At 46.4% G+C, this 18,332-nt stretch carries 21 protein-coding genes and 1 pseudogene; 18 read left to right on the top strand and 4 right to left on the bottom strand.

Features of this window, described 5'->3' with window-relative positions; all coding sequences use genetic code 11:
• Positions 1-666: pseudogene (locus BO26_RS09045) on the top strand (DNA primase); the annotation flags it as partial.
• A 248-nt stretch (positions 667-914) separates the two neighbouring features.
• The gene (xerC, locus tag BO26_RS09040) at positions 915-1,931 is read left to right on the top strand and encodes a site-specific tyrosine recombinase XerC (protein ID WP_036770936.1); all 1,017 of its coding nucleotides are present in this window, start codon (positions 915-917) and stop codon (positions 1,929-1,931) included.
• A 677-nt stretch (positions 1,932-2,608) separates the two neighbouring features.
• Here xerC and BO26_RS23440 read toward each other — a convergent pair.
• On the bottom strand, positions 2,609-2,764 hold the full coding sequence (locus tag BO26_RS23440) for a hypothetical protein (RefSeq protein WP_157835538.1): 156 nt from the start codon (positions 2,762-2,764) through the stop codon (positions 2,609-2,611).
• 101 nt (positions 2,765-2,865) lie between these two features.
• Here BO26_RS23440 and BO26_RS24010 point away from each other — a divergent pair, with 101 nt between their 5' ends.
• Complete coding sequence (locus BO26_RS24010) at positions 2,866-3,807, top strand: RHS repeat-associated core domain-containing protein (protein WP_036770935.1); 942 nt, start codon at positions 2,866-2,868, stop codon at positions 3,805-3,807.
• A 5-nt stretch (positions 3,808-3,812) separates the two neighbouring features.
• Positions 3,813-4,151: a hypothetical protein gene (locus BO26_RS09025; protein WP_051690923.1), complete on the top strand. Its 339-nt coding sequence runs from the start codon at positions 3,813-3,815 to the stop codon at positions 4,149-4,151.
• 72 nt (positions 4,152-4,223) lie between these two features.
• On the opposite strand, the gene BO26_RS09020 is transcribed toward BO26_RS09025, so the two are convergent.
• Positions 4,224-4,544 carry a SymE family type I addiction module toxin gene (locus tag BO26_RS09020; protein WP_036770933.1) on the bottom strand — a complete coding sequence of 107 codons (321 nt, stop codon included), beginning with the start codon at positions 4,542-4,544 and terminating at the stop codon, positions 4,224-4,226.
• A gap of 87 nt (positions 4,545-4,631) precedes the next feature.
• Positions 4,632-4,967: a helix-turn-helix domain-containing protein gene (locus BO26_RS09015; RefSeq protein WP_036770931.1), complete on the bottom strand. Its 336-nt coding sequence runs from the start codon at positions 4,965-4,967 to the stop codon at positions 4,632-4,634.
• Between BO26_RS09015 and BO26_RS09010 the strand changes: the two genes are divergently transcribed.
• The 4 genes from BO26_RS09010 (at position 4,954) to BO26_RS08995 (ending at position 6,951) form a co-directional block, all read left to right on the top strand.
• Complete coding sequence (locus BO26_RS09010; protein WP_036770930.1) at positions 4,954-5,331, top strand: AHH domain-containing protein; 378 nt, start codon at positions 4,954-4,956, stop codon at positions 5,329-5,331. The two genes, BO26_RS09015 and BO26_RS09010, sit on opposite strands and share 14 nt — an antisense overlap.
• Before the next feature lie 7 nt (positions 5,332-5,338).
• Positions 5,339-5,707 carry a hypothetical protein gene (locus BO26_RS09005; protein WP_051690922.1) on the top strand — a complete coding sequence of 123 codons (369 nt, stop codon included), beginning with the start codon at positions 5,339-5,341 and terminating at the stop codon, positions 5,705-5,707.
• A 506-nt stretch (positions 5,708-6,213) separates the two neighbouring features.
• Positions 6,214-6,435: a hypothetical protein gene (locus BO26_RS09000; protein WP_036770929.1), complete on the top strand. Its 222-nt coding sequence runs from the start codon at positions 6,214-6,216 to the stop codon at positions 6,433-6,435.
• Between the two features lie 84 nt (positions 6,436-6,519).
• Positions 6,520-6,951: a hypothetical protein gene (locus BO26_RS08995; RefSeq protein WP_036770928.1), complete on the top strand. Its 432-nt coding sequence runs from the start codon at positions 6,520-6,522 to the stop codon at positions 6,949-6,951.
• Between the two features lie 558 nt (positions 6,952-7,509).
• Here BO26_RS08995 and hpaR read toward each other — a convergent pair.
• Positions 7,510-7,950 carry a homoprotocatechuate degradation operon regulator HpaR gene (gene hpaR / locus BO26_RS08990; protein WP_036770927.1) on the bottom strand — a complete coding sequence of 147 codons (441 nt, stop codon included), beginning with the start codon at positions 7,948-7,950 and terminating at the stop codon, positions 7,510-7,512.
• A 387-nt stretch (positions 7,951-8,337) separates the two neighbouring features.
• Here hpaR and BO26_RS08985 point away from each other — a divergent pair, with 387 nt between their 5' ends.
• The 10 genes from BO26_RS08985 (at position 8,338) to hpaX (ending at position 18,321) form a co-directional block, all read left to right on the top strand.
• Positions 8,338-8,970, top strand: coding sequence for a fumarylacetoacetate hydrolase family protein (locus tag BO26_RS08985; protein WP_036770925.1), 633 nt, complete (start codon positions 8,338-8,340; stop codon positions 8,968-8,970).
• Positions 8,967-9,728, top strand: coding sequence for a fumarylacetoacetate hydrolase family protein (locus BO26_RS08980; protein WP_036770924.1), 762 nt, complete (start codon positions 8,967-8,969; stop codon positions 9,726-9,728). Before BO26_RS08985 ends, BO26_RS08980 begins: the two co-directional genes overlap by 4 nt.
• Positions 9,728-11,194, top strand: coding sequence for a 5-carboxymethyl-2-hydroxymuconate semialdehyde dehydrogenase (gene hpaE, locus BO26_RS08975; RefSeq protein WP_036770923.1), 1,467 nt, complete (start codon positions 9,728-9,730; stop codon positions 11,192-11,194). Before BO26_RS08980 ends, hpaE begins: the two co-directional genes overlap by 1 nt.
• A gap of 64 nt (positions 11,195-11,258) precedes the next feature.
• Positions 11,259-12,137, top strand: coding sequence for a 3,4-dihydroxyphenylacetate 2,3-dioxygenase (gene hpaD / locus BO26_RS08970; RefSeq protein ID WP_036770922.1), 879 nt, complete (start codon positions 11,259-11,261; stop codon positions 12,135-12,137).
• A gap of 13 nt (positions 12,138-12,150) precedes the next feature.
• Positions 12,151-12,537 (top strand): 5-carboxymethyl-2-hydroxymuconate Delta-isomerase, encoded by a 387-nt coding sequence (locus tag BO26_RS08965; RefSeq protein ID WP_036770921.1) that lies wholly within the window; start codon positions 12,151-12,153, stop codon positions 12,535-12,537.
• A gap of 2 nt (positions 12,538-12,539) precedes the next feature.
• Complete coding sequence (locus BO26_RS08960; RefSeq protein WP_201771257.1) at positions 12,540-13,730, top strand: Bcr/CflA family multidrug efflux MFS transporter; 1,191 nt, start codon at positions 12,540-12,542, stop codon at positions 13,728-13,730.
• A 31-nt stretch (positions 13,731-13,761) separates the two neighbouring features.
• Positions 13,762-15,234 carry an NAD-dependent succinate-semialdehyde dehydrogenase gene (locus BO26_RS08955; protein ID WP_036770919.1) on the top strand — a complete coding sequence of 491 codons (1,473 nt, stop codon included), beginning with the start codon at positions 13,762-13,764 and terminating at the stop codon, positions 15,232-15,234.
• 4 nt (positions 15,235-15,238) lie between these two features.
• The gene (gene hpaH / locus BO26_RS08950; protein WP_036770946.1) at positions 15,239-16,042 is read left to right on the top strand and encodes a 2-oxo-hept-4-ene-1,7-dioate hydratase; all 804 of its coding nucleotides are present in this window, start codon (positions 15,239-15,241) and stop codon (positions 16,040-16,042) included.
• 11 nt (positions 16,043-16,053) lie between these two features.
• Complete coding sequence (gene hpaI / locus BO26_RS08945) at positions 16,054-16,860, top strand: 4-hydroxy-2-oxoheptanedioate aldolase (protein ID WP_036770918.1); 807 nt, start codon at positions 16,054-16,056, stop codon at positions 16,858-16,860.
• Positions 16,861-16,944: 84 nt separating this feature from the next.
• A complete protein-coding gene (gene hpaX, locus BO26_RS08940) occupies positions 16,945-18,321 on the top strand; it encodes a 4-hydroxyphenylacetate permease (RefSeq protein WP_036770917.1) in 1,377 nt (458 codons plus the stop codon).
• Positions 18,322-18,332: the final 11 nt, after the last annotated feature.

Here is an 18,332-nt window from a genome sequence, read left to right as displayed (position 1 = left end):
CGCTGTCTGGTGCTGACCGTGAACGAATCGCGGGAACAGACCGAAGCTATCCACGCCTTGCAGCGCCATAAGCAAACCCTCGAAGGCTTACTGGCCGAGAATGAAAAAACGTATATCACCGAACTGCACCAGAACGCCCAACGGCTATTACGCCCGCTGAATGTGGTGAATCCTTATGCGTCACAGCTCACCTTCATGAGCGATAAAACCCGTACCCGCCGCGACCACATGAAATATCTCACCCTGATACAAAGTATCGCCCTGCTGCATCAGCACCAGCGCGAAGTGAAGACCGCGGAACACCGGGGTAAACGGCTTGAATATATCGAAGTCACCCAAGAAGACATCCGTCTGGCGAACCGGCTGGCCCACGAGATATTAGGCCGCACACTGGATGAAATGCCGCCCCAGACCCGGAAACTGTTGCTGCTGATACAAGAATGGGTAAAAGCCAGCGGGCAGCCGCGCCATGAGTGGCTGTTCACCCGCAAACTGTTGCGTGACGCCATCCAGTGGGGCGATACCCAGCTAAAAATCCATCTGTCACGGCTGGTCGAAATGGAATACCTGCTGTTGCACCGTCGCGGACTGACGTTCGTCTATGAACTGCTGTTCGACGGTGAAGATAACGACACGGCGCACCTGTGCGGTCTGATAGCGCCCTGAAAGCCGGCGTATGATTCAGCCTGGTCGGGGTTATCACGCAGACGGTCGCCCGCCTGTCGGGTGCAGGTCGGGGACTGGTCGGACAGCATCAATCCCCCCAGAGGCAGGCCATACAAGGCCCCGGCGCTAAACCGGTCGGGGTACAGGAAAAAGCCCTGTTCCGGCAGGCAATAAAGAAAAACATCATCGTATCGCAGTCACGCATTACCCCATAACAACAATCCATGTACCTTACAGGAAACCCCGTCATGACTCAGACTATCGCCGCTACACGCCCCGCTCATCTCACCACATTACGCCAGCAGCTTGAAGCCTATCTGGACTGCCTGACCGCCAGACACTACAGCGTCTGGACGCTGACCGGCTATCAGGAACGGCTGTTGCCGTTCGTTAACTGGTGTGAGGCCCGGGGAGTTATGTCCGCCCCGCAAGTCAGCCCGCCGTTACTGGAAAGCTATCAGTCCTGGCTGAGAGCCTATCGTAAAGCCGATGGCAACACGCTGGCCGTCAGCACGCAGTCAAAACGGCTGAGTGACCTCAGAGTCTGGTTCCGCTGGCTGCGACAACGCCAGTACATCCTGTACAACCCGGCTGAGGAACTGGTGCTGCCCCGAAGAGACAAACGCCTGCCCGCTCAGGTGCTGAACGAGGACGAAACGCAAACGGTATTGCAGGCCATTGATATTAATCGGCCGACCGGCTTAAGAAACCGGGCCATCCTTGAAGTCCTGTGGAGCAGCGGTATCCGGCGGATGGAACTGTCCAACCTGCGGTTAAGCGATATCGACTTCGGGCGCGGCGTACTGCTGGTGAGACAGGGCAAAGGCCGTAAAGACCGGGTGGTGCCCATCGGGGAACAGGCCCTGCACTGGTTACAACGCTACCTTGACCGCGTGCGGCCTCGGCTGGCCCACCGCCATGACAGCGGCCACCTGTTTATCACCCTCAATGGCCGGCAGATGTCACGCGACAGACTCACCCATCTAACGGGGGCCAGCATTCGCCAAAAAGCGCAACTGGAGAAAGCCGGGGCCTGTCACCTGTTCCGGCACTCAATGGCCACACAAATGCTGGACAACGGGGCCGATACCCGGCACATCCAGGCGATATTAGGGCATTCGAGTCTGGAAACCACCCAAATCTATACCCGGGTGGCCATCGGTCACTTAAAGAGAGTGCATGAGCAGACCCACCCGGCAGAACGGAAGCCCGAACAGAAAACGCTGTCAGACAAGCAGCAGGCGGAGAGTGATAAGCCGGACTGAATGCCCTATGTTGCCGGACAGTCTTTAAAGTTAGCCGGTTCCCTGTGAGTGTGTGGGGTGCTGTGAAAGGCAGACTGCGCGCGTCCCTGCGCACAGACTGCCTCCCTACCTCCAGCGTGCCCGGCAGTAAATGCCGGCCGCCCGGCGCTGAACCCCGGCGTTCTCTGTGACCGTCGTTGCCGGTCAGCCGCCATTCAACATAATGTTGCATTAAGCAACATGGGCCTGAACGGCCCACCTCGCTTAACAAACATTATGTCGGCGCCGCCCACCAATGGGCGCTGCGCGGTCACCTCAGCCCCGGTGCGCGGCTGGCCGCCGGGTTGAGCATCTCAGCCCCAGAAGCGCACCGGGCTGCGCCCGCTGCTGTTAGCCACGGCACCAAAACCGACCGCCGCAGTCGCCGCCCTCCCTGGCGGCTCCGGTGCCCAAACCCGCCTGAAGCCATTGTCGGTCAGGCCGTCAAGGTCAACAGCCCTGAAGGCAGGCCAGCGAGCTGGCCGCGGTTTATTGCCCCCGCCCAACCCTGCTGCACTGGCTGCGCCCGGTTCGCAGTCGCAGGCTCCTTGCTCATTCCCGTGCTCGCCATCTCCGCCCCGTCCGCCCCCGCGAGCGGGGGCTCCCCGCTGAAAAGCTTCACCTGCGGGCCTCGCCGGCCCGCACCCGGCCAACCCGCGTTAGCGGCGCAGGCAAGCTGCCCCGCCGCCACGGGTTCCCAATAAAAACCAATTCGGGCAGGAAAAACGGGCGGAAACCCGGCGCTGACGTTGGGGAAAAAATGCGCTAACATCGGCAAAATGCCCGTCGGGACGAGTTGGAATGCACTTTAACAAAGCGGGAAAAAACGGCAGAAAAAAAGGCTGCTAAATCAGGGGGAAAAGTCCGCCCAGCGGTATGATGACATCAGGATCCGCCAGACTTATGGGACGGCGATGTGCCGGCGGAAATCCGCGAATACCAGCATGGCCGGCTGAAAATGATCCGCCATCTGGTGTTTGACGGCTGGGCACTGGTGGCGCAGCAGACGCAGGCGTTTACGCTGAATCTGGATAACCGGGTGGAGCTGATGGCCGGGGAGGTGGAGACCCAGTATGCGGTCAGCGCCCCGACCGGCGAGCCGCTGGCGCTGTTCGACCCGACAGGTAAGCGGGTGTGGCGGCAGCCAAAGCAGTCTCTGTACGGGCTGCGGCTGAGCGGGCTGGGTGAAAACCCGCAACTGGACCCGGGCCTCCGGTTTGCCGGGCAACTTTTTGATGAAGAAAGTGGTTTATTTTATAACCGATTCCGCTATTATTTGCCGGAAGCGACGTGCTATCTCAGCCCTGACCCTTTGGGGTTAGCAGGAGGAGTAAATCCTTACAGTTACGTGCATAATCCGACGGGTTGGATTGATCCGCTGGGATTGGCGGGGTGTCCTAGTACTGGAGCACGCTCCTCATCCCAGATGAGTAGAGTTGAACGGCAAGCTAGAATTAATAAACTTGCAGAAGCTAATGCTTATAGACGATTACAAGAAATGCAAAATGCAACCCCTAGAGCCCATTTCTTAGATAAACATGGAGCTCAAACAAGTTTAGGCGATCAAATTGCTAGAGCTACGACCGGTAGAAATCCAGCAACAGGAGCCATTGAAAGAATTCCAACGGCAGCTACTCGTTTTCTCAGCCACCGAGATCAGCTAAACGCTATACAAAGAGCACAAACTATTTATCGGCAAGCTGGGCGAACTATGGCGGAAAGCACAATAAATTATGGTCGTTGGATTGGTGAGGGCATTCAAAGTGGAACACTGCAACATTCAATGTCCCACGGTGCTAAAGTTTGGTTTAATAGAACAGGTGAGGTTATAACTGCTTTTCCTGTTTGGGGAAGTTAATACAAATGAAAAATAATGTTTTTATATTAGAAAGTTTATTAAAAGTTTTTGATGCAAACTATGCTGATGAAGAGCAAACTGCAATGATTGATACTCTAGACGTTAATAATAGTCAAGATCTTGAAATCGCATGTAATATTTTACTGAAAGAAGACTATTTATCTTATACAGATAAAGAAAAGAATGATTTCTTATTAACTATGGATTATTTTTTAAGCATACCAGAATATGATTTCGATATAATAACTGATAATTTTAGCTTCATTTTTAATAATAGAATTACAGATAGTCGAGTTTTTATATCTAATATTCGAGATATAATCTATAAATATTCTCAAATATAATTGTTATAAAGCCGGAAAGATCCCCGCGATCTTCCGGCTTTCTTCTTTTTAAGAGCCGCTCACTTCCTGCCCTTAGTTGCTGTTGTAGTCACCAATCAGTTCCCGCATGCGCAGCTTAATCTCACTGAGCTGGTCTTGCTGGCGCTGGGACTGTTGCCTGATGCTGCGGGTGTCGTCGCTGTCAGGAATAAGCACCAGACAGCCGTCCATAATCTTGACCGTAAGGGTACACCCCTTATCAAACCCCGCAGCCTTAAGCCACTGGCCTTTAAGGTGGATAGCAGGCGGGGCTTTCGCTTTGTCGTTTTGCGGCACGTATCCCACGGTGTAATAACGTTCTGTTTTGGCGGCTTTATTTTGCCCCGCGTTTTGCTTAGAATGCGCCTTAGCCATCATTCAACTCCTTCTTAGTTGCTTATGGTGAGCGGGGTTAACGTGTTGGTAGCACCTTAGCCCCGCGTTAAATCAAAGGGTGTCCTTTTATCTTGCCAGCGCCTGTAACTGCTTCTTAGTTAAAAAAGCATCCAGCAACTTCTTAATCACTTCCTTGTCTTCCTCCGGTAGCTGTTCCACGGCCTGAAACTGTCTCAGTAACTCCCGGTCCTCAAATCTTGCCTTAGCCGCTTCCGTTGCCACCCCTTCCAGCAAGTAATCACTGGTCACACCCAGTACATCCGCCAGACGCTTTAACGTGTCGCTTCCCGGTCTGGAAGTCCCCCGCTCAAAACGGCCAATATGGGTGTAATGCAACTCCGCCAGTCTGCCCAGTTCAGACTGAGAGAAGCCCTTTTGCCTGCGTAAATTGAATTCGCGTATTGGCGGCTTTGTCGGTGATAGGTTAGAAGCTCACCACTTAATACCCGAAGAAATTTGGAAGAAAAATCAAAGCTTCTTTGATGCTTTAGGCATGGATATGGACGGTAAAGGAAACGGTAGATTAATGGCTGGTAGTGAATCTAAAAGAGTTCAATTAAATGATGCTCTTTATCATAGAGGTTCTCATCCTCAATATTCTTCATATGTAGGTAGCCGCATTGAAAGAATTAAATATAAATGGAAGCCTGGTATCAATGATGATGCTACTATAAAGAGAGTAGAAAAATTACAAAGTAAATTAAATGCAAAAATAAGAGAAGGTGATGCTCCTAGAAGTAAAACTAAATGTAGCAAAATAGGATGATATTAATATGAGCGATTTGAAATATAGAAAGTTATCAAATGAAGAAATCCAAGAAATAAAAAATCTAGGTGATTTGGCCGCGTCTAAACTTAATTTTGAAGAGATAAGAAACTATGAATTGACATTGAATAATATAAGAAGTTATTTGGATGATATACGTTCGTTAAACAAAGAGGAAGTGACATCGTTGGCTTATGAATTTGGCTCTCTTTATGGGGATCTAATTGCTAAAAAATATCATTGGAGTTGGTATTTTATTGAGCAAGAAAGTGAAGATATCCAATTGTATTGTGTTGCTTCACCAGATAGACTTTTTTGTTGTCCAGTACATGATTATTTTTATCAAATTATTAGTAAGGATAAAAATAACAACTAAAAATTATTGTTTAATATGTTTTCTGGGCTAGATAAAAATAGAAGCACAGGTAAATTTACTTTTCTAACTTAATAAGGTAAATAAGAATTTGTATTTATTGAATTGAAAATATATATTTCATAACATGAGAGTTATCATTGAATTTACAGATAAAATGATAACTTATAATAAGAAAGGCCGGAAAGATCCCCGTGATCTTCCAGCTTTGTTATTTTCATGCTTAAAATAAATATCTTACAGGGTTAGTCTTATATATTAAATATATAACTTAAAATCACAAAAATATAAAATAAATAAGAAGATAAAAAAATTAATAATACAGGAAAATACAAGATTAACAGTAAATATATACATAAACTATATTTAAAATATTTTATTCTATTTTCTCTCTGAAACAGCAAAAAGCTAGAATCACTTCCGGCCTGCTTCTTTCTTACCGTGGTGAATACCCATGCCACTCCAACGCCGACTGGTCAGTGTAATGACAAGGCATCAAGGTAATCACAATGGTTACTCCAGGGCTATTAAAATACACCAGACAAAATAAGTCTGTTAATGAGATATCGAAACAGGTTGCTGATATACAAAATCTAGCTAAGAAAGGAATGATGAATGGAACACCAATAAGAGCTAAAGATATCTCGAAAGGAAGAGCCAAAATAGGAAATCAACGTACTTTAGAAATGTGGAATAAAATTTTAGGGGTTAATAATGAAAAGCGAAAATAAGAAGTTTATAACTGAACCAATTAATTTTTTATTTACAGATAATCTTTTGTCAGGGGAGTAAAAGCACCTTATGATATTATCCTATTGGAAGATAAAGATAAATCCCTCAGATTATCATTAAGTCAAGATTTGCCAGATGGATATTTAGTCTGGCAAGATCTTATAGAAAATAGCGTTGGTGAATTTTCTTTAGAAAATAACTATTCTGAAGCTGAATATTATTTAGAAGATATTGACGAAGAATACAGTGACTTACAAGAGGAAAAGACATTAATTTATAGAAAATCTAAAATAAAAAAAACAAATACAGAATACGATGATTTTTATTTTGAAATTTTAGATGAGGTCTATTATCAACTAAAAATGTTATCTATTCAAAGGTACATACTAGATTATCAGAAGAAATCGTTATTAGAAAAAATGTTCGAAATATATAAAGAAGGGCTTTATCCATGCGGAATGACTAAGGATAAAAATATAGTCACTTTTAATCCAATGATATTAAAAACTAGTTGATATAGAAAACATATTCTCATGAAAAAGCCGGAAAGATCCCCGTGATCTTCCAGCTTTGTTATTTTCATGCTTAAAATAAATATCTTACAGGGTTGGTCTTATATATTAAATATATGATTTAAAATCACAAAAATATAGAATAAATAAGAAGATAAACAAAGGAATAATACAGAAAAATATAAGATTCATAGTAAATATATACATAGGCTATATTTTAGCTATTTTATTCTATTCTCTCTCTGAAACAACAAAAAGCCGGAATCGCTTCCGGCCTGCTTCTTTCTTACCGTGGTGAATACCCATGCCACTCCAGGGCTATTAAAAATGTACTAGACAAAATAGATTTAAATCAGTCTGTTAATGAGATATCAGAACAGGTTGCTAATATACAAAATTTAGCCATTAGTTCATTCACTAGTATGGCTATACCCATCATCTTTCAAGTTGCTTCTTTGTTGGCTGCACTCGCTCACCCCGGTCACATAGTTATCTATGCTCCCGGGGATTCACTCCCTTGCCGTCGCGATGCATCTTGAAATCCAATAGGGTATATATTCCTTACCTCTCAATACTTACTTTTTGCGGATCATCACCTACGGCAATCAATTCTTCCAATAAAACCAAAAGCTGAGCCAGCTTCTCCGGTGAAAAAGCTTTTTCAATAGCCTGATATCCCTGTTCCACCTGCTCTTTTGCCTTTTCATAAAGTTTCTGCCCCTCTGGAGTTAAAGAAACATAAAGTTTGCGTTGGTCATTTATCGGCTTAAGGCGAAAGATCAATCCATCACGCTCCATGCGTGTCAATATTCCAGTCAAACTTGGACGAAGAATGCAAGTCTGGCAGGATAAATCATAAAAATCGATTGACCGATTATCAGATAGCACACGAATGATACGCCACTGCTGTTCAGTCAAATTATGACTTTTAAGGATTGGGCGAAAAAACCCCATCGCGGTTTCCCGCGCCTGAAGTAATGCAATTGTCAGAGATTCATGCATGAGTAATGAAGGCTCTTATCTTAGTTAATCACTAATTTACTCCCTGTCGAGAGTCATATGTCATTTTGTAACCATAACAAAAAAAGACTAGCACGTCCTACCACCAACCACAAAGAAAAAATCATAAAGATATTAATAAGTAAACAAAAATAAAGCGCTAATATAAGGTTAATAAAAAGTTAATATAAAAATAATGTTTTTATTTATAAAAATATTAATATATTGATTAATAATAACAAAAAACAAATTCAGCAAAGAAATTGTTACCAAGATCACAATTAAAATTAACAAAAACATTAGCATGTTGCAACAAGGCGATTTATATTTTATTAATATATTAATAAATACATCTTAAAACTGTCTGCTTAAGTTTATGAGGAGTTGTTAATGAAAGGCACTGTTTTCGCCGTAGCCCTCAATCATCAGAGCCAGGTAGATTTCTGGCATGATTCATTTCAGCAAGAACCTTATAAAACCTTACCTAAAACACCTGTATGGTTTATCAAACCACGGAATACAGTCATCAGCTCCAACGAAGTTATCCCCCATCCTATAGGTGAAGAAGTTCAGAGCGGTGCAACACTGGCACTCGTAATAGGCAAAACCGCTCGCAAAGTCGCCGTTGAAAACGCAGCCGAATATATCGCAGGTTATGCATTAGCAAATGAAGTCAGCCTGCCTGAAACAGCTTTCTATCGTCCGGCAATTAAGGCCAAGTGTCGTGATGGTTTTTGCCCTATAGGTCAGATGACAAATCCAGAATCAATTGAGGCGCTGGATATCATTACTGAAATCAATGGGCAGGAAGTTGATCGTTGGTCAACAAAAGATCTGGTGCGCTCAGCGGCAAAATTAATCGCAGCATTAAGCGATTTCGCAACACTGCAAAAGGGTGATGTGATCCTGCTTGGAACACCACACCAACGTGTATCCATCAAACCGGGTGATAAGGTTGTTATCCGGGCAGCAGGTTTCCCATCACTGGAGAATCAGGTTGTGCAAGCAGGAGAAAAAGCATGAAGCACGCAAGAGTCCATTATCAGGGGCAAGATCTGAATGTTACTGTTGATGATCAGGAAAATATCTGCCTGCCAGATGGCAGTAAAGTCAATAGCAAATCCGTACAATGGCTACCACCAGCAAATGGCACGCTATTTGCCCTCGGTTTGAACTATGCTGATCACGCTACTGAACTTGAATTTAAGCCCCCTGAAGAGCCGCTGGTTTTTATCAAAGCATCCAATACCCTGACCGGTCATCACCAGTTTTCCGTTCGCCCTGATAATGTGGAATACATGCATTATGAAGCTGAGCTGGTTGTTGTCATCGGCAAAACCGCCCATAAAGTTGCCAAAGAAAATGCTATGGATTACGTTGCCGGATACACCGTCTGTAACGATTACGCGATCCGTGACTATCTGGAAAACTATTATCGCCCTAATCTCCGCGTCAAAAGTCGCGACACTCTGACACCGATTGGTCCGTGGATCACCGATAAAGCCGACGTACCCGATCCCCATAATTTAATATTAAGTACGTGGGTCAATGGTGAACTGCGTCAGCGCGGCACAACTGCCGATCTCATTTTCGATATTCCCTTCCTGATTGCTTACCTGAGCGACTTTATGACCCTGCAACCAGGAAACATGATCGCCACCGGTACACCCAAAGGGCTATCTGACGTAGTGCCAGGTGATGAAGTCGTTGTTGAGGTTGAAGGTGTTGGGCGTCTGGTCAACCATATTGTCAGCCAGCAAGAATATGAGGAGAACTTGTAATGACGATGATTAACCATTGGATAAACGGCAAAAACGTCACCAGCAAAGAGTATTTTGAAACCACAAACCCTGCTAGCGGCGAAGTACTGGCTGAAGTTGCATTTGGTGGTCAGGAAGAGATTAATCAGGCCGTTGCCGCAGCAAAGGAAGCTTTCCCAAAATGGGCTAACCTGCCAATGAAAGAACGTGCTCACCTGATGCGCCGTTTAGGGGAACTGATTGACGAAAATGTGCCTGAAATTGCAGCAATGGAAACCAAAGATACCGGTTTACCCATTTATCAGACGCAAAATGTCCTCATTCCACGTGCGTCTCACAATTTCAATTTCTTCGCCGAGATTTGTCAGCAAATGAACGGCAGTACTTACCCGGTTGATGACAAGATGCTCAACTATACGTTGGTGCAACCTGTCGGTGTTTGTGCGCTGATCTCGCCGTGGAACGTGCCATTCATGACGGCGACCTGGAAGGTTGCACCTTGTCTGGCGTTGGGCAACACCGCTGTTTTGAAAATGTCAGAGCTTTCTCCATTAACCGCAAATCGGCTTGGGGAATTGGCTCTGGAAGCAGGAATTCCTGCCGGTGTACTGAACGTAGTTCAAGGTTATGGTGCGACTGCCGGTGATGCATTAGTGAAACATCACGATGTACGCGCAGTTTCTTTTACCGGCGGTACCGCAACGGGTCGCCAGATTATGAAAAATGCTGGCCTGAAAAAATATTCAATGGAACTGGGCGGTAAATCGCCAGTTTTGATCTTTGAAGATGCCGACATTGAACGCGCATTGGATGCCGCCCTGTTTACGATCTTCTCGATTAACGGTGAACGCTGTACCGCAGGTTCACGCATTTTCATTCAGGAAAGCATCTATCCTGAATTTATTAAACGTTTTGCTGAACGCGCTAATCGCCTGCGAGTTGGTGATCCACAAGATCCAAACACGCAGATTGGTGCGCTTATCAGCAAACAGCATTGGGAAAAAGTCTCCGGTTACATCCGTCTGGGTATTGAAGAAGGCGCAACTCTGCTGGCAGGCGGCCCGGATAAACCGATTGATTTGCCAGAACACCTAAAAGGCGGCAATTTCCTGCGCCCAACGGTTCTGGCGGATGTTGATAACCGTATGCGCGTCGCTCAGGAAGAGATCTTCGGCCCGGTCGCTTGTCTGCTGCCATTCAAAGATGAAGCAGAAGGTCTGCGCCTGGCTAATGACGTGGAATATGGTCTGGCTTCTTATATCTGGACGCAAGATGTCAGCAAAGTATTACGTCTGGCCCGTAATATCGAAGCAGGCATGGTATTCGTTAATACCCAGAACGTCCGCGATCTGCGCCAACCATTCGGCGGTGTGAAAGCTTCCGGAACAGGTCGTGAAGGCGGTGAATACAGTTTTGAAGTGTTTGCTGAGATGAAAAACGTCTGTATTTCTATGGGCGATCACCCAATCCCACGTTGGGGGGTGTAACAGATTCATCTGCGTTAACCACGGCGAATCCCGGTTTGCCGTCCTGATATCAAGCGAGGATTTTATGGGTAAGTTAGCGTTAGCAGCCAAAATTACACATGTGCCATCTATGTATCTGTCTGAACTTCCGGGGAAACATCACGGTTGCCGTCAGGGAGCCATTGACGGACACAAAGAAATCAGCCGCCGTTGCCGTGAAATGGGTGTCGATACTATTATCGTGTTTGATACTCACTGGCTGGTGAACAGTGCCTATCACATCAACTGCGCCGACCATTTCTCCGGTATTTACACCAGTAATGAATTGCCACACTTCATCCGTGATATGAGCTATGAATATGACGGTAACCCTGAACTTGGGCAAATCATTGCAGAAGAAGCCCGCAATATGGGCGTGCGAGCTCAAGCACATGAAATCCCAAGTCTGAAACTGGAGTACGGTACTCTGGTACCAATGCGCTATATGAACAGTGACAAACATTTTAAAGTTGTCTCTGTCTCCGCATTTTGTACCGTTCATGCTTTTGAAGACAGTCGTCGTCTTGGGGAAGCCATGCTGAAAGCGATTGAAAAATATAATGGCACGGTTGCCGTGCTAGCCAGTGGCTCCCTTTCTCACCGTTTTATTGATGATCAGCGGGCAGAAGAGGGTATGAACAGTTATACCCGCGAATTTGATGAACAGATGGATCACCGAGTCGTTCAACTTTGGAAAGAAGGCAAATTCAAAGAGTTCTGCAAGATGCTGCCGGAATATGCAGATTATTGCTATGGCGAAGGCAATATGCACGACACCGTGATGTTGTTGGGCTTACTCGGCTGGGATAAATATGACGGTAAAGTGGAATTCCTGACTGAATTGTTTGCCAGTTCCGGCACCGGTCAAGTCAATGCCGTGTTCCCATTACCTGATTACATCACCGATAAACAAGCTATCGCCTGATTTGGAGTAACCTATGCCACATTTTTATGCTGAATGTACGGAAAATATTCGTGAACAAGCCAACCTGCCAGAGTTGTTTAGTAAAGTGAATCAGTCTCTAGCGGACACTGGCATTTTCCCATTGGGGGGAATCCGCAGTCGCGCTATTTGGCTGGATACCTGGCACATGGCTGACGGTAAACATGATTACGCATTTGTCCATATGACGTTGAAAATCGGCGCTGGGCGCAGTCTTGAAAGCCGTCAACAGGTTGGTGAATTGTTATTTACTCTGATTAAAGAACACTTTTCCTCGCTGATGGCGCAGCGCTATCTCGCCCTCTCTTTTACGATGGAAGAATTAGACCCGGTATTAAACTACAAACAAAACAACGTCCACGCCTTATTTCGTAAGGAATAATGATGCCGAAGCCCTTTAATCAACATCCCCCGCGCTGGTTGATCCCTTTATTGGGCTCATTGGTGGCATTCGGGCCTCTGTCGATTGATATGTATCTGCCGGCCTTGCCAGAAATGGCAAGGCAATTACAAGCAACACAAGGACAGATGCAATATACCCTGGGCGCATTTTTCATCGGTTTCTGTATTGGAATGCTGTTATATGGCCCATTGAGCGACCGTTTAGGGCGAAGAAAACTGTTGCTCAGTGGTATGACGTTATTCGTCACCGCCAGTATGTTGTGCACGCAAGTGACACAAATTGAGCATCTGATTTTGCTGCGCGCATTACAGGCATTTGGCAGCGGTGCGGCGGTTGTCATGGCCAGAGCCATCACCCGTGATATCTATGGCCCACAGGAATTACCACGGGTGTTGTCACTTATGACTTTAGTGACCATGATAGCGCCACTTATCGCACCGTTACTTGGTGGTCTACTGTTAACCCACTTCAACTGGCAGGCAATATTCATTCTGCTAACTCTGGTCGGCTGTATCAGTGGATTATTATTATTGTTTTTGTTACCAGAAACGCTGCCTGCCAACAATAATAGTGGCGGAAAACTTATCACCACGTTTAGAAACTACGGCAAGTTACTGGCTGACGCTGAAGCAATGGCAATTATCGGCACGGTAGCATTCTCTTGTGCTGCCATGTTCGCTTTTATCAGTGGTTCACCTTTCATTTATATCAACTATTTTCAGGTTCCAGCGAATTATTACGGACTCTTGTTCGGCTGTAACGTATTGGGCATGATCGCTATGGTGCTGCTCAATGTCCGGCTACTAAAAGTTTACAACCTTTCCCGTTTGTTATTGATCCAAACCAGTGCGCAATTACTGTTTGGTGTCTTGCTGGTTATCTTTTATCAGCAAAATCTTACTGTTATCGTTATTTTGGTCGTGCTGGTTATATCTCTGGTTAATGCCATTAGTACTAATGGCCTCTCTTTATTACTTCAACATCGCGGTCAGTTTGCCGGCAGTGCCAGTGCGCTCGCTATTTCTACGCAATTCGCTATGGCGGCGCTCGCCAGCATTGCAGTTTCCTTATTACAGGATGAAACCCCTTTTGCTATGGCTCTTGTAATGGCAGTTTGTGCTGGATTGAGTTGGTTATGTCAGCAACTGGCAACCGCTTGCCAGCAAACATAATGCACACAAATTTTTTCAGGAGAAAAAAGCAATGACAAATAATGTCAATATCGCACTACTGCGTCAGCAAGCTTATATCAACGGACAATGGATCGATGCCGATAACAAAGTGACTTTTAATGTGACTAACCCGGTAAATGGAGAAGTTATTGCACAAGTCAGTGATCTGGGCGCTGCTGAGACAGAACGCGCCATTGAAGCGGCTCAACAAGCCCTACCGGCATGGAGATCAATGACCGCCAAGCAACGTAGCCAACTTCTGCAACGCTGGTTCCAGTTAATAATGGAAAATCAACAAGCACTCGCTGAATTACTCAGTCTGGAACAAGGGAAACCACAAGCAGAAGCCATGGGAGAGATCGCTTATGGCGCCAATTTCATTGAGTGGTTTGCGGAAGAAGGTAAGCGTACTTACGGTGAAACCATCCCAAGCCCTCTACCGGGCCGGCGGCTCATCACTATCAAGCAGCCTATCGGTGTTGTTGCCGCTATCACACCGTGGAATTTTCCTAATGCCATGATCACCCGCAAAGTTGGCCCTGCACTGGCAGCCGGCTGTACTGTGGTACTAAAACCCGCCTCAGAAACACCACTTTCAGCTCTGGCTCTGGCGGCGCTGGCTGAACAAGCCGGTATTCCGGCTGGCGTACTGAATGTGGTCACCGGGATCGATGCAAAAACCATCGGCGGCGTTCTGACCCAAAGCCGGATTGTCCGCAAACTCTCTTTTACCGGTTCAACCCGCATCGGTAAGTTACTAATGGCACAAAGCGCCGATACCGTGAAAAAGTTATCGCTGGAACTGGGCGGAAATGCACCATTTATTGTCTTTGATGACGCCGATATTAATGCCGCTGTACAGGGCGCACTGACAGCCAAGTTCCGCAACAGTGGTCAAACATGTGTTTGTGCTAACCGTATCCTGGTTCAGGAAACAATTTATGACACATTCGCAACACGTCTGGCACAAGCGGTCGATGCATTGCAAGTTGGCCCAGCCAGTGATGTCAAATCACAACAAGGTCCGCTGATCAATCAGGCAGCTATTGATAAAGTGCAGGAACACATCAGTGATGCCATTTCTCACGGCGCACGCATACTGGCTGGAGGAAAACCACATGCTCTGGGCGGTTTGTTTTTCGAACCTACCGTGCTGGCTGATGTCAATGAATCCATGCTTATCTCCCGTGAGGAAACATTCGGCCCCATTGCGCCTCTATTCAAATTCCGTGATGAGGCAGAAGCCATTCATCTGGCCAATGATACTGAATTCGGGCTGGCCGCGTATTTCTACTCTCGCGATATTGGCCGAATCTACCGCGTAGCTGAAGCGCTGGAAAGTGGCATGGTCGGGATCAACGAAGGTTTGATTTCTAATGAAGTGGCTCCATTCGGCGGCATTAAACAATCTGGGCTGGGACGTGAAGGCTCACGTTACGGCATTGAAGATTATCTGGAAGTGAAATATCTCTGCTTTGGTGGCATAGAAGATGCTGGAGCTTAACCGCATGTTACAGAAAAAAATCGTATCACAGATTGCACACCGGCTGCATCAGGCAGAGAAAAGCCGTGAACAAATACGTCAAATCTCGTTGGATCATCCTGAAATCACTATTGATGATGCTTATGCCATTCAACGTGAATGGGTAGATTTAAAAATTGCGGAAGGTCGCATACTTAAAGGCCATAAAATTGGCCTGACCTCTAAAGCCATGCAAGCCAGTTCGCAGATCAATGAACCAGACTATGGTGCTCTATTGGATGATATGTTCTTCCCCGATGGCAGCGACATTCCATGTGATCGCTTTATTGTTCCCCGTATCGAAGTCGAATTGGCATTCATATTGGCAAAACCTTTGAGTGGCCCGAACTGCACACTGTTTGATGTTTACAACGCAACAGATTATGTCATTCCGGCACTGGAATTGATCGATGCCCGTTGCCATAACATCGATCCGGAAACCCACCGCCCGCGCAAAGTGTTCGATACGATTTCAGACAATGCCGCCAACGGCGGTGTGATTATGGGCGGTCGTCCGATTAAACCAGAAGAATTTGATCTGCGCTGGATCAGCGCCCTGCTCTATCGCAATGGCGTGATTGAAGAATCCGGTGTCGCGGCAGCGGTACTGAATCATCCCGCTAACGGTGTCGCATGGTTAGCAAACAAACTCTCCCCACATGGTGTTCAGCTTGAAGCTGGACAAATCATTCTCAGTGGCTCTTTTACTCGCCCGGTTCCGGCAAATAGAGGAGATACCTTCCATGTGGATTATGGTCCTATCGGTGCTATCAGTTGCCGTTTTGTTTAAAGAGGAAATATATGGATAGGTTAACCAATACATTTAAGCAGGCGTTAAAAGCAGGCCGCCCACAAATCGGCCTATGGTTGGGGCTTTGTAGCTCCTATAGTGCAGACTTAGTCGCCGGAGCCGGTTTCGACTGGCTATTGATTGATGGCGAACACGCTCCGAACAACGTTCAGACGATTCTAAGCCAATTGCAAGCCATTGCTCCATATCCAAGCCATCCCATTGTACGCCCACCCTGGAATGATCTGGTGATCATCAAGCAGTTACTGGATATAGGCGCCCAAACTTTATTAATTCCCCTGATACAAAACGCCGAGCAGGCTTACGAAGCGGTTCGCGCAACCCGCTATCCACCAGAAGGTATCCGTGGTGTAGGTAGTGCTCTGGCAAGGGCTTCCCACTGGAACAGAATTCCTGATTATCTGCATCGTGCCAACGATGAAATCTGCGTTCTGGTTCAGGTAGAAACCCGTGAAGCACTGCGTAATCTGCCGGAAATCCTCAAAGTAGATGGTGTGGATGGTGTTTTTATCGGCCCAGCGGATTTAAGTTCCGACATGGGATTTGCCAATAATCCGCAACACCCTGAAGTAAAAACCGCCATTGAGCAGGCCATCACCCAAATCAAAGCTGCAGGTAAAGCTCCGGGTATTCTGATGTCAGCGCCTGATATTGCTGAGCATTACCTGAACCTCGGTGCATTATTTGTTGCTGTTGGTATTGATACGACTCTGCTGGCGCGTTCAGCAGAAGCGCTGGCGGCACAATTTGGCGCAGGTAAAGACCTTCCAGCCGCACCTTCATCCGATGTTTATTAATCTCAGTCAGCACAGCATCACCCTATAACCTTTTGATTTTCTAAGACAATGTAATACATATAAAAAAATAAAAGGAAAATGACAATGAGCGATTCATCAACTGCCGCGCAGCAACCGGGCAATCCAGCTGCTCAACATAAGCAACTCACGGCGCAACAGCAATCCGTCATTAACAAGCTATTTCGTCGTCTGATTATTTTCCTGTTCGTATTATTTGTATTTTCATTTCTCGATCGAATCAATATCGGGTTTGCTGGCCTGACAATGGGTAAAGATCTTGGACTGAATGCGACAATGTTCGGTCTGGCAGCAACGCTGTTTTATGCCACTTATGTCATCTTCGGTATTCCCAGCAACATCATGCTTAGCATTGTCGGGGCACGACGCTGGATAGCCACGATCATGGTGCTCTGGGGGATCTCCTCCACGGCCACCATGTTCGCTACCGGCCCAACCAGTCTGTACATCTTACGTATGCTGGTCGGTATCGCCGAAGCGGGTTTCGTACCGGGTATCCTGTTGTATCTGACTTACTGGTTCCCGGCTTACTATCGCGCCCGTGCCAATGCGCTGTTTATGGTGGCAATGCCGGTCACAATGGCTTTTGGTTCTCTGGCTTCCGGTTATATTTTGGAAATGGATGGCCTGATGAACCTTCACGGCTGGCAATGGTTATTCCTGCTGGAAGGTTTTCCTTCGGTATTACTGGGAATTATCGTTTGGTTCTATCTTGATGATTCGCCCAAACGAGCTAACTGGCTGACAGATGAAGATAAAAAATGCTTACAAGAGATGATGGATAACGACCAATCCACTCTGGTTCAATCGGCAGGCTCATCAACTCATCAGACAATGCAAAAACGCAGTATATGGCGCGAGATTTTCGCGCCGATCATGCTGATGTATACCCTGTCTTATTTCTGCCTGACCAACACACTGAGCGCGATTAATATCTGGACACCGCAGATTGTGCAAAGTTTCAATCAGGGCAGCAGTAACATTACAATCGGCATTCTGACCGCTATCCCTCAGTTTTGTACCATTATCGGGATGGTTTACTGGAGTCGCCGTTCAGACCGGTTACAAGAGCGTAAAACACATACGGCTCTGCCCTATTTGTTCGCTGCTGCGGGCTGGATATTGACCTCATTAACCCATCACAGCGTCATTCAGCTGATTGGGATTATTATGGCTTCAACCGGTTCATTTACCGCAATGGCAGTCTTCTGGACAACGCCGGATCAAGCTATCAGTTTACGTGCAAGGGCAATCGGCATCGCAGTGATTAGCGCTACAGGTAACATCGGTTCAGCACTCAGTCCGTTATTAATCGGCTGGCTGAAAGATCAGACAGGGAGCTTTAATACTGGCCTCTATTTCGTTGCCGGATTACTGGTCATTGGTGCCGCCATTATCTGGATGATCCCAATGAAACATGCGAGACAGAGAGCAACATCATAATTTTCAATAAA

It is taken from the genome of Photorhabdus australis DSM 17609 (genome assembly GCF_000711895.1).
Taxonomy (GTDB): domain Bacteria; phylum Pseudomonadota; class Gammaproteobacteria; order Enterobacterales; family Enterobacteriaceae; genus Photorhabdus; species Photorhabdus australis.
This window is presented reverse-complemented; position numbering and strand designations above follow the sequence as displayed.

Coding starts and splice junctions, on each gene's coding strand:
- xerC (WP_036770936.1), top strand. CDS start 915: ATGACTCAGACTATCGCCGCTACACGCCCCGCTCATCTCACCACATTA.
- BO26_RS09025 (WP_051690923.1), top strand. CDS start 3,813: ATGAAAAATAATGTTTTTATATTAGAAAGTTTATTAAAAGTTTTTGAT.
- BO26_RS09020 (WP_036770933.1), bottom strand. CDS start 4,544: ATGGCTAAGGCGCATTCTAAGCAAAACGCGGGGCAAAATAAAGCCGCC.
- BO26_RS09005 (WP_051690922.1), top strand. CDS start 5,339: ATGAGCGATTTGAAATATAGAAAGTTATCAAATGAAGAAATCCAAGAA.
- BO26_RS09000 (WP_036770929.1), top strand. CDS start 6,214: ATGGTTACTCCAGGGCTATTAAAATACACCAGACAAAATAAGTCTGTT.
- hpaR (WP_036770927.1), bottom strand. CDS start 7,950: ATGCATGAATCTCTGACAATTGCATTACTTCAGGCGCGGGAAACCGCG.
- BO26_RS08985 (WP_036770925.1), top strand. CDS start 8,338: ATGAAAGGCACTGTTTTCGCCGTAGCCCTCAATCATCAGAGCCAGGTA.
- BO26_RS08980 (WP_036770924.1), top strand. CDS start 8,967: ATGAAGCACGCAAGAGTCCATTATCAGGGGCAAGATCTGAATGTTACT.
- hpaE (WP_036770923.1), top strand. CDS start 9,728: ATGACGATGATTAACCATTGGATAAACGGCAAAAACGTCACCAGCAAA.
- hpaD (WP_036770922.1), top strand. CDS start 11,259: ATGGGTAAGTTAGCGTTAGCAGCCAAAATTACACATGTGCCATCTATG.
- BO26_RS08965 (WP_036770921.1), top strand. CDS start 12,151: ATGCCACATTTTTATGCTGAATGTACGGAAAATATTCGTGAACAAGCC.
- BO26_RS08960 (WP_201771257.1), top strand. CDS start 12,540: ATGCCGAAGCCCTTTAATCAACATCCCCCGCGCTGGTTGATCCCTTTA.
- BO26_RS08955 (WP_036770919.1), top strand. CDS start 13,762: ATGACAAATAATGTCAATATCGCACTACTGCGTCAGCAAGCTTATATC.
- hpaH (WP_036770946.1), top strand. CDS start 15,239: ATGTTACAGAAAAAAATCGTATCACAGATTGCACACCGGCTGCATCAG.
- hpaI (WP_036770918.1), top strand. CDS start 16,054: ATGGATAGGTTAACCAATACATTTAAGCAGGCGTTAAAAGCAGGCCGC.
- hpaX (WP_036770917.1), top strand. CDS start 16,945: ATGAGCGATTCATCAACTGCCGCGCAGCAACCGGGCAATCCAGCTGCT.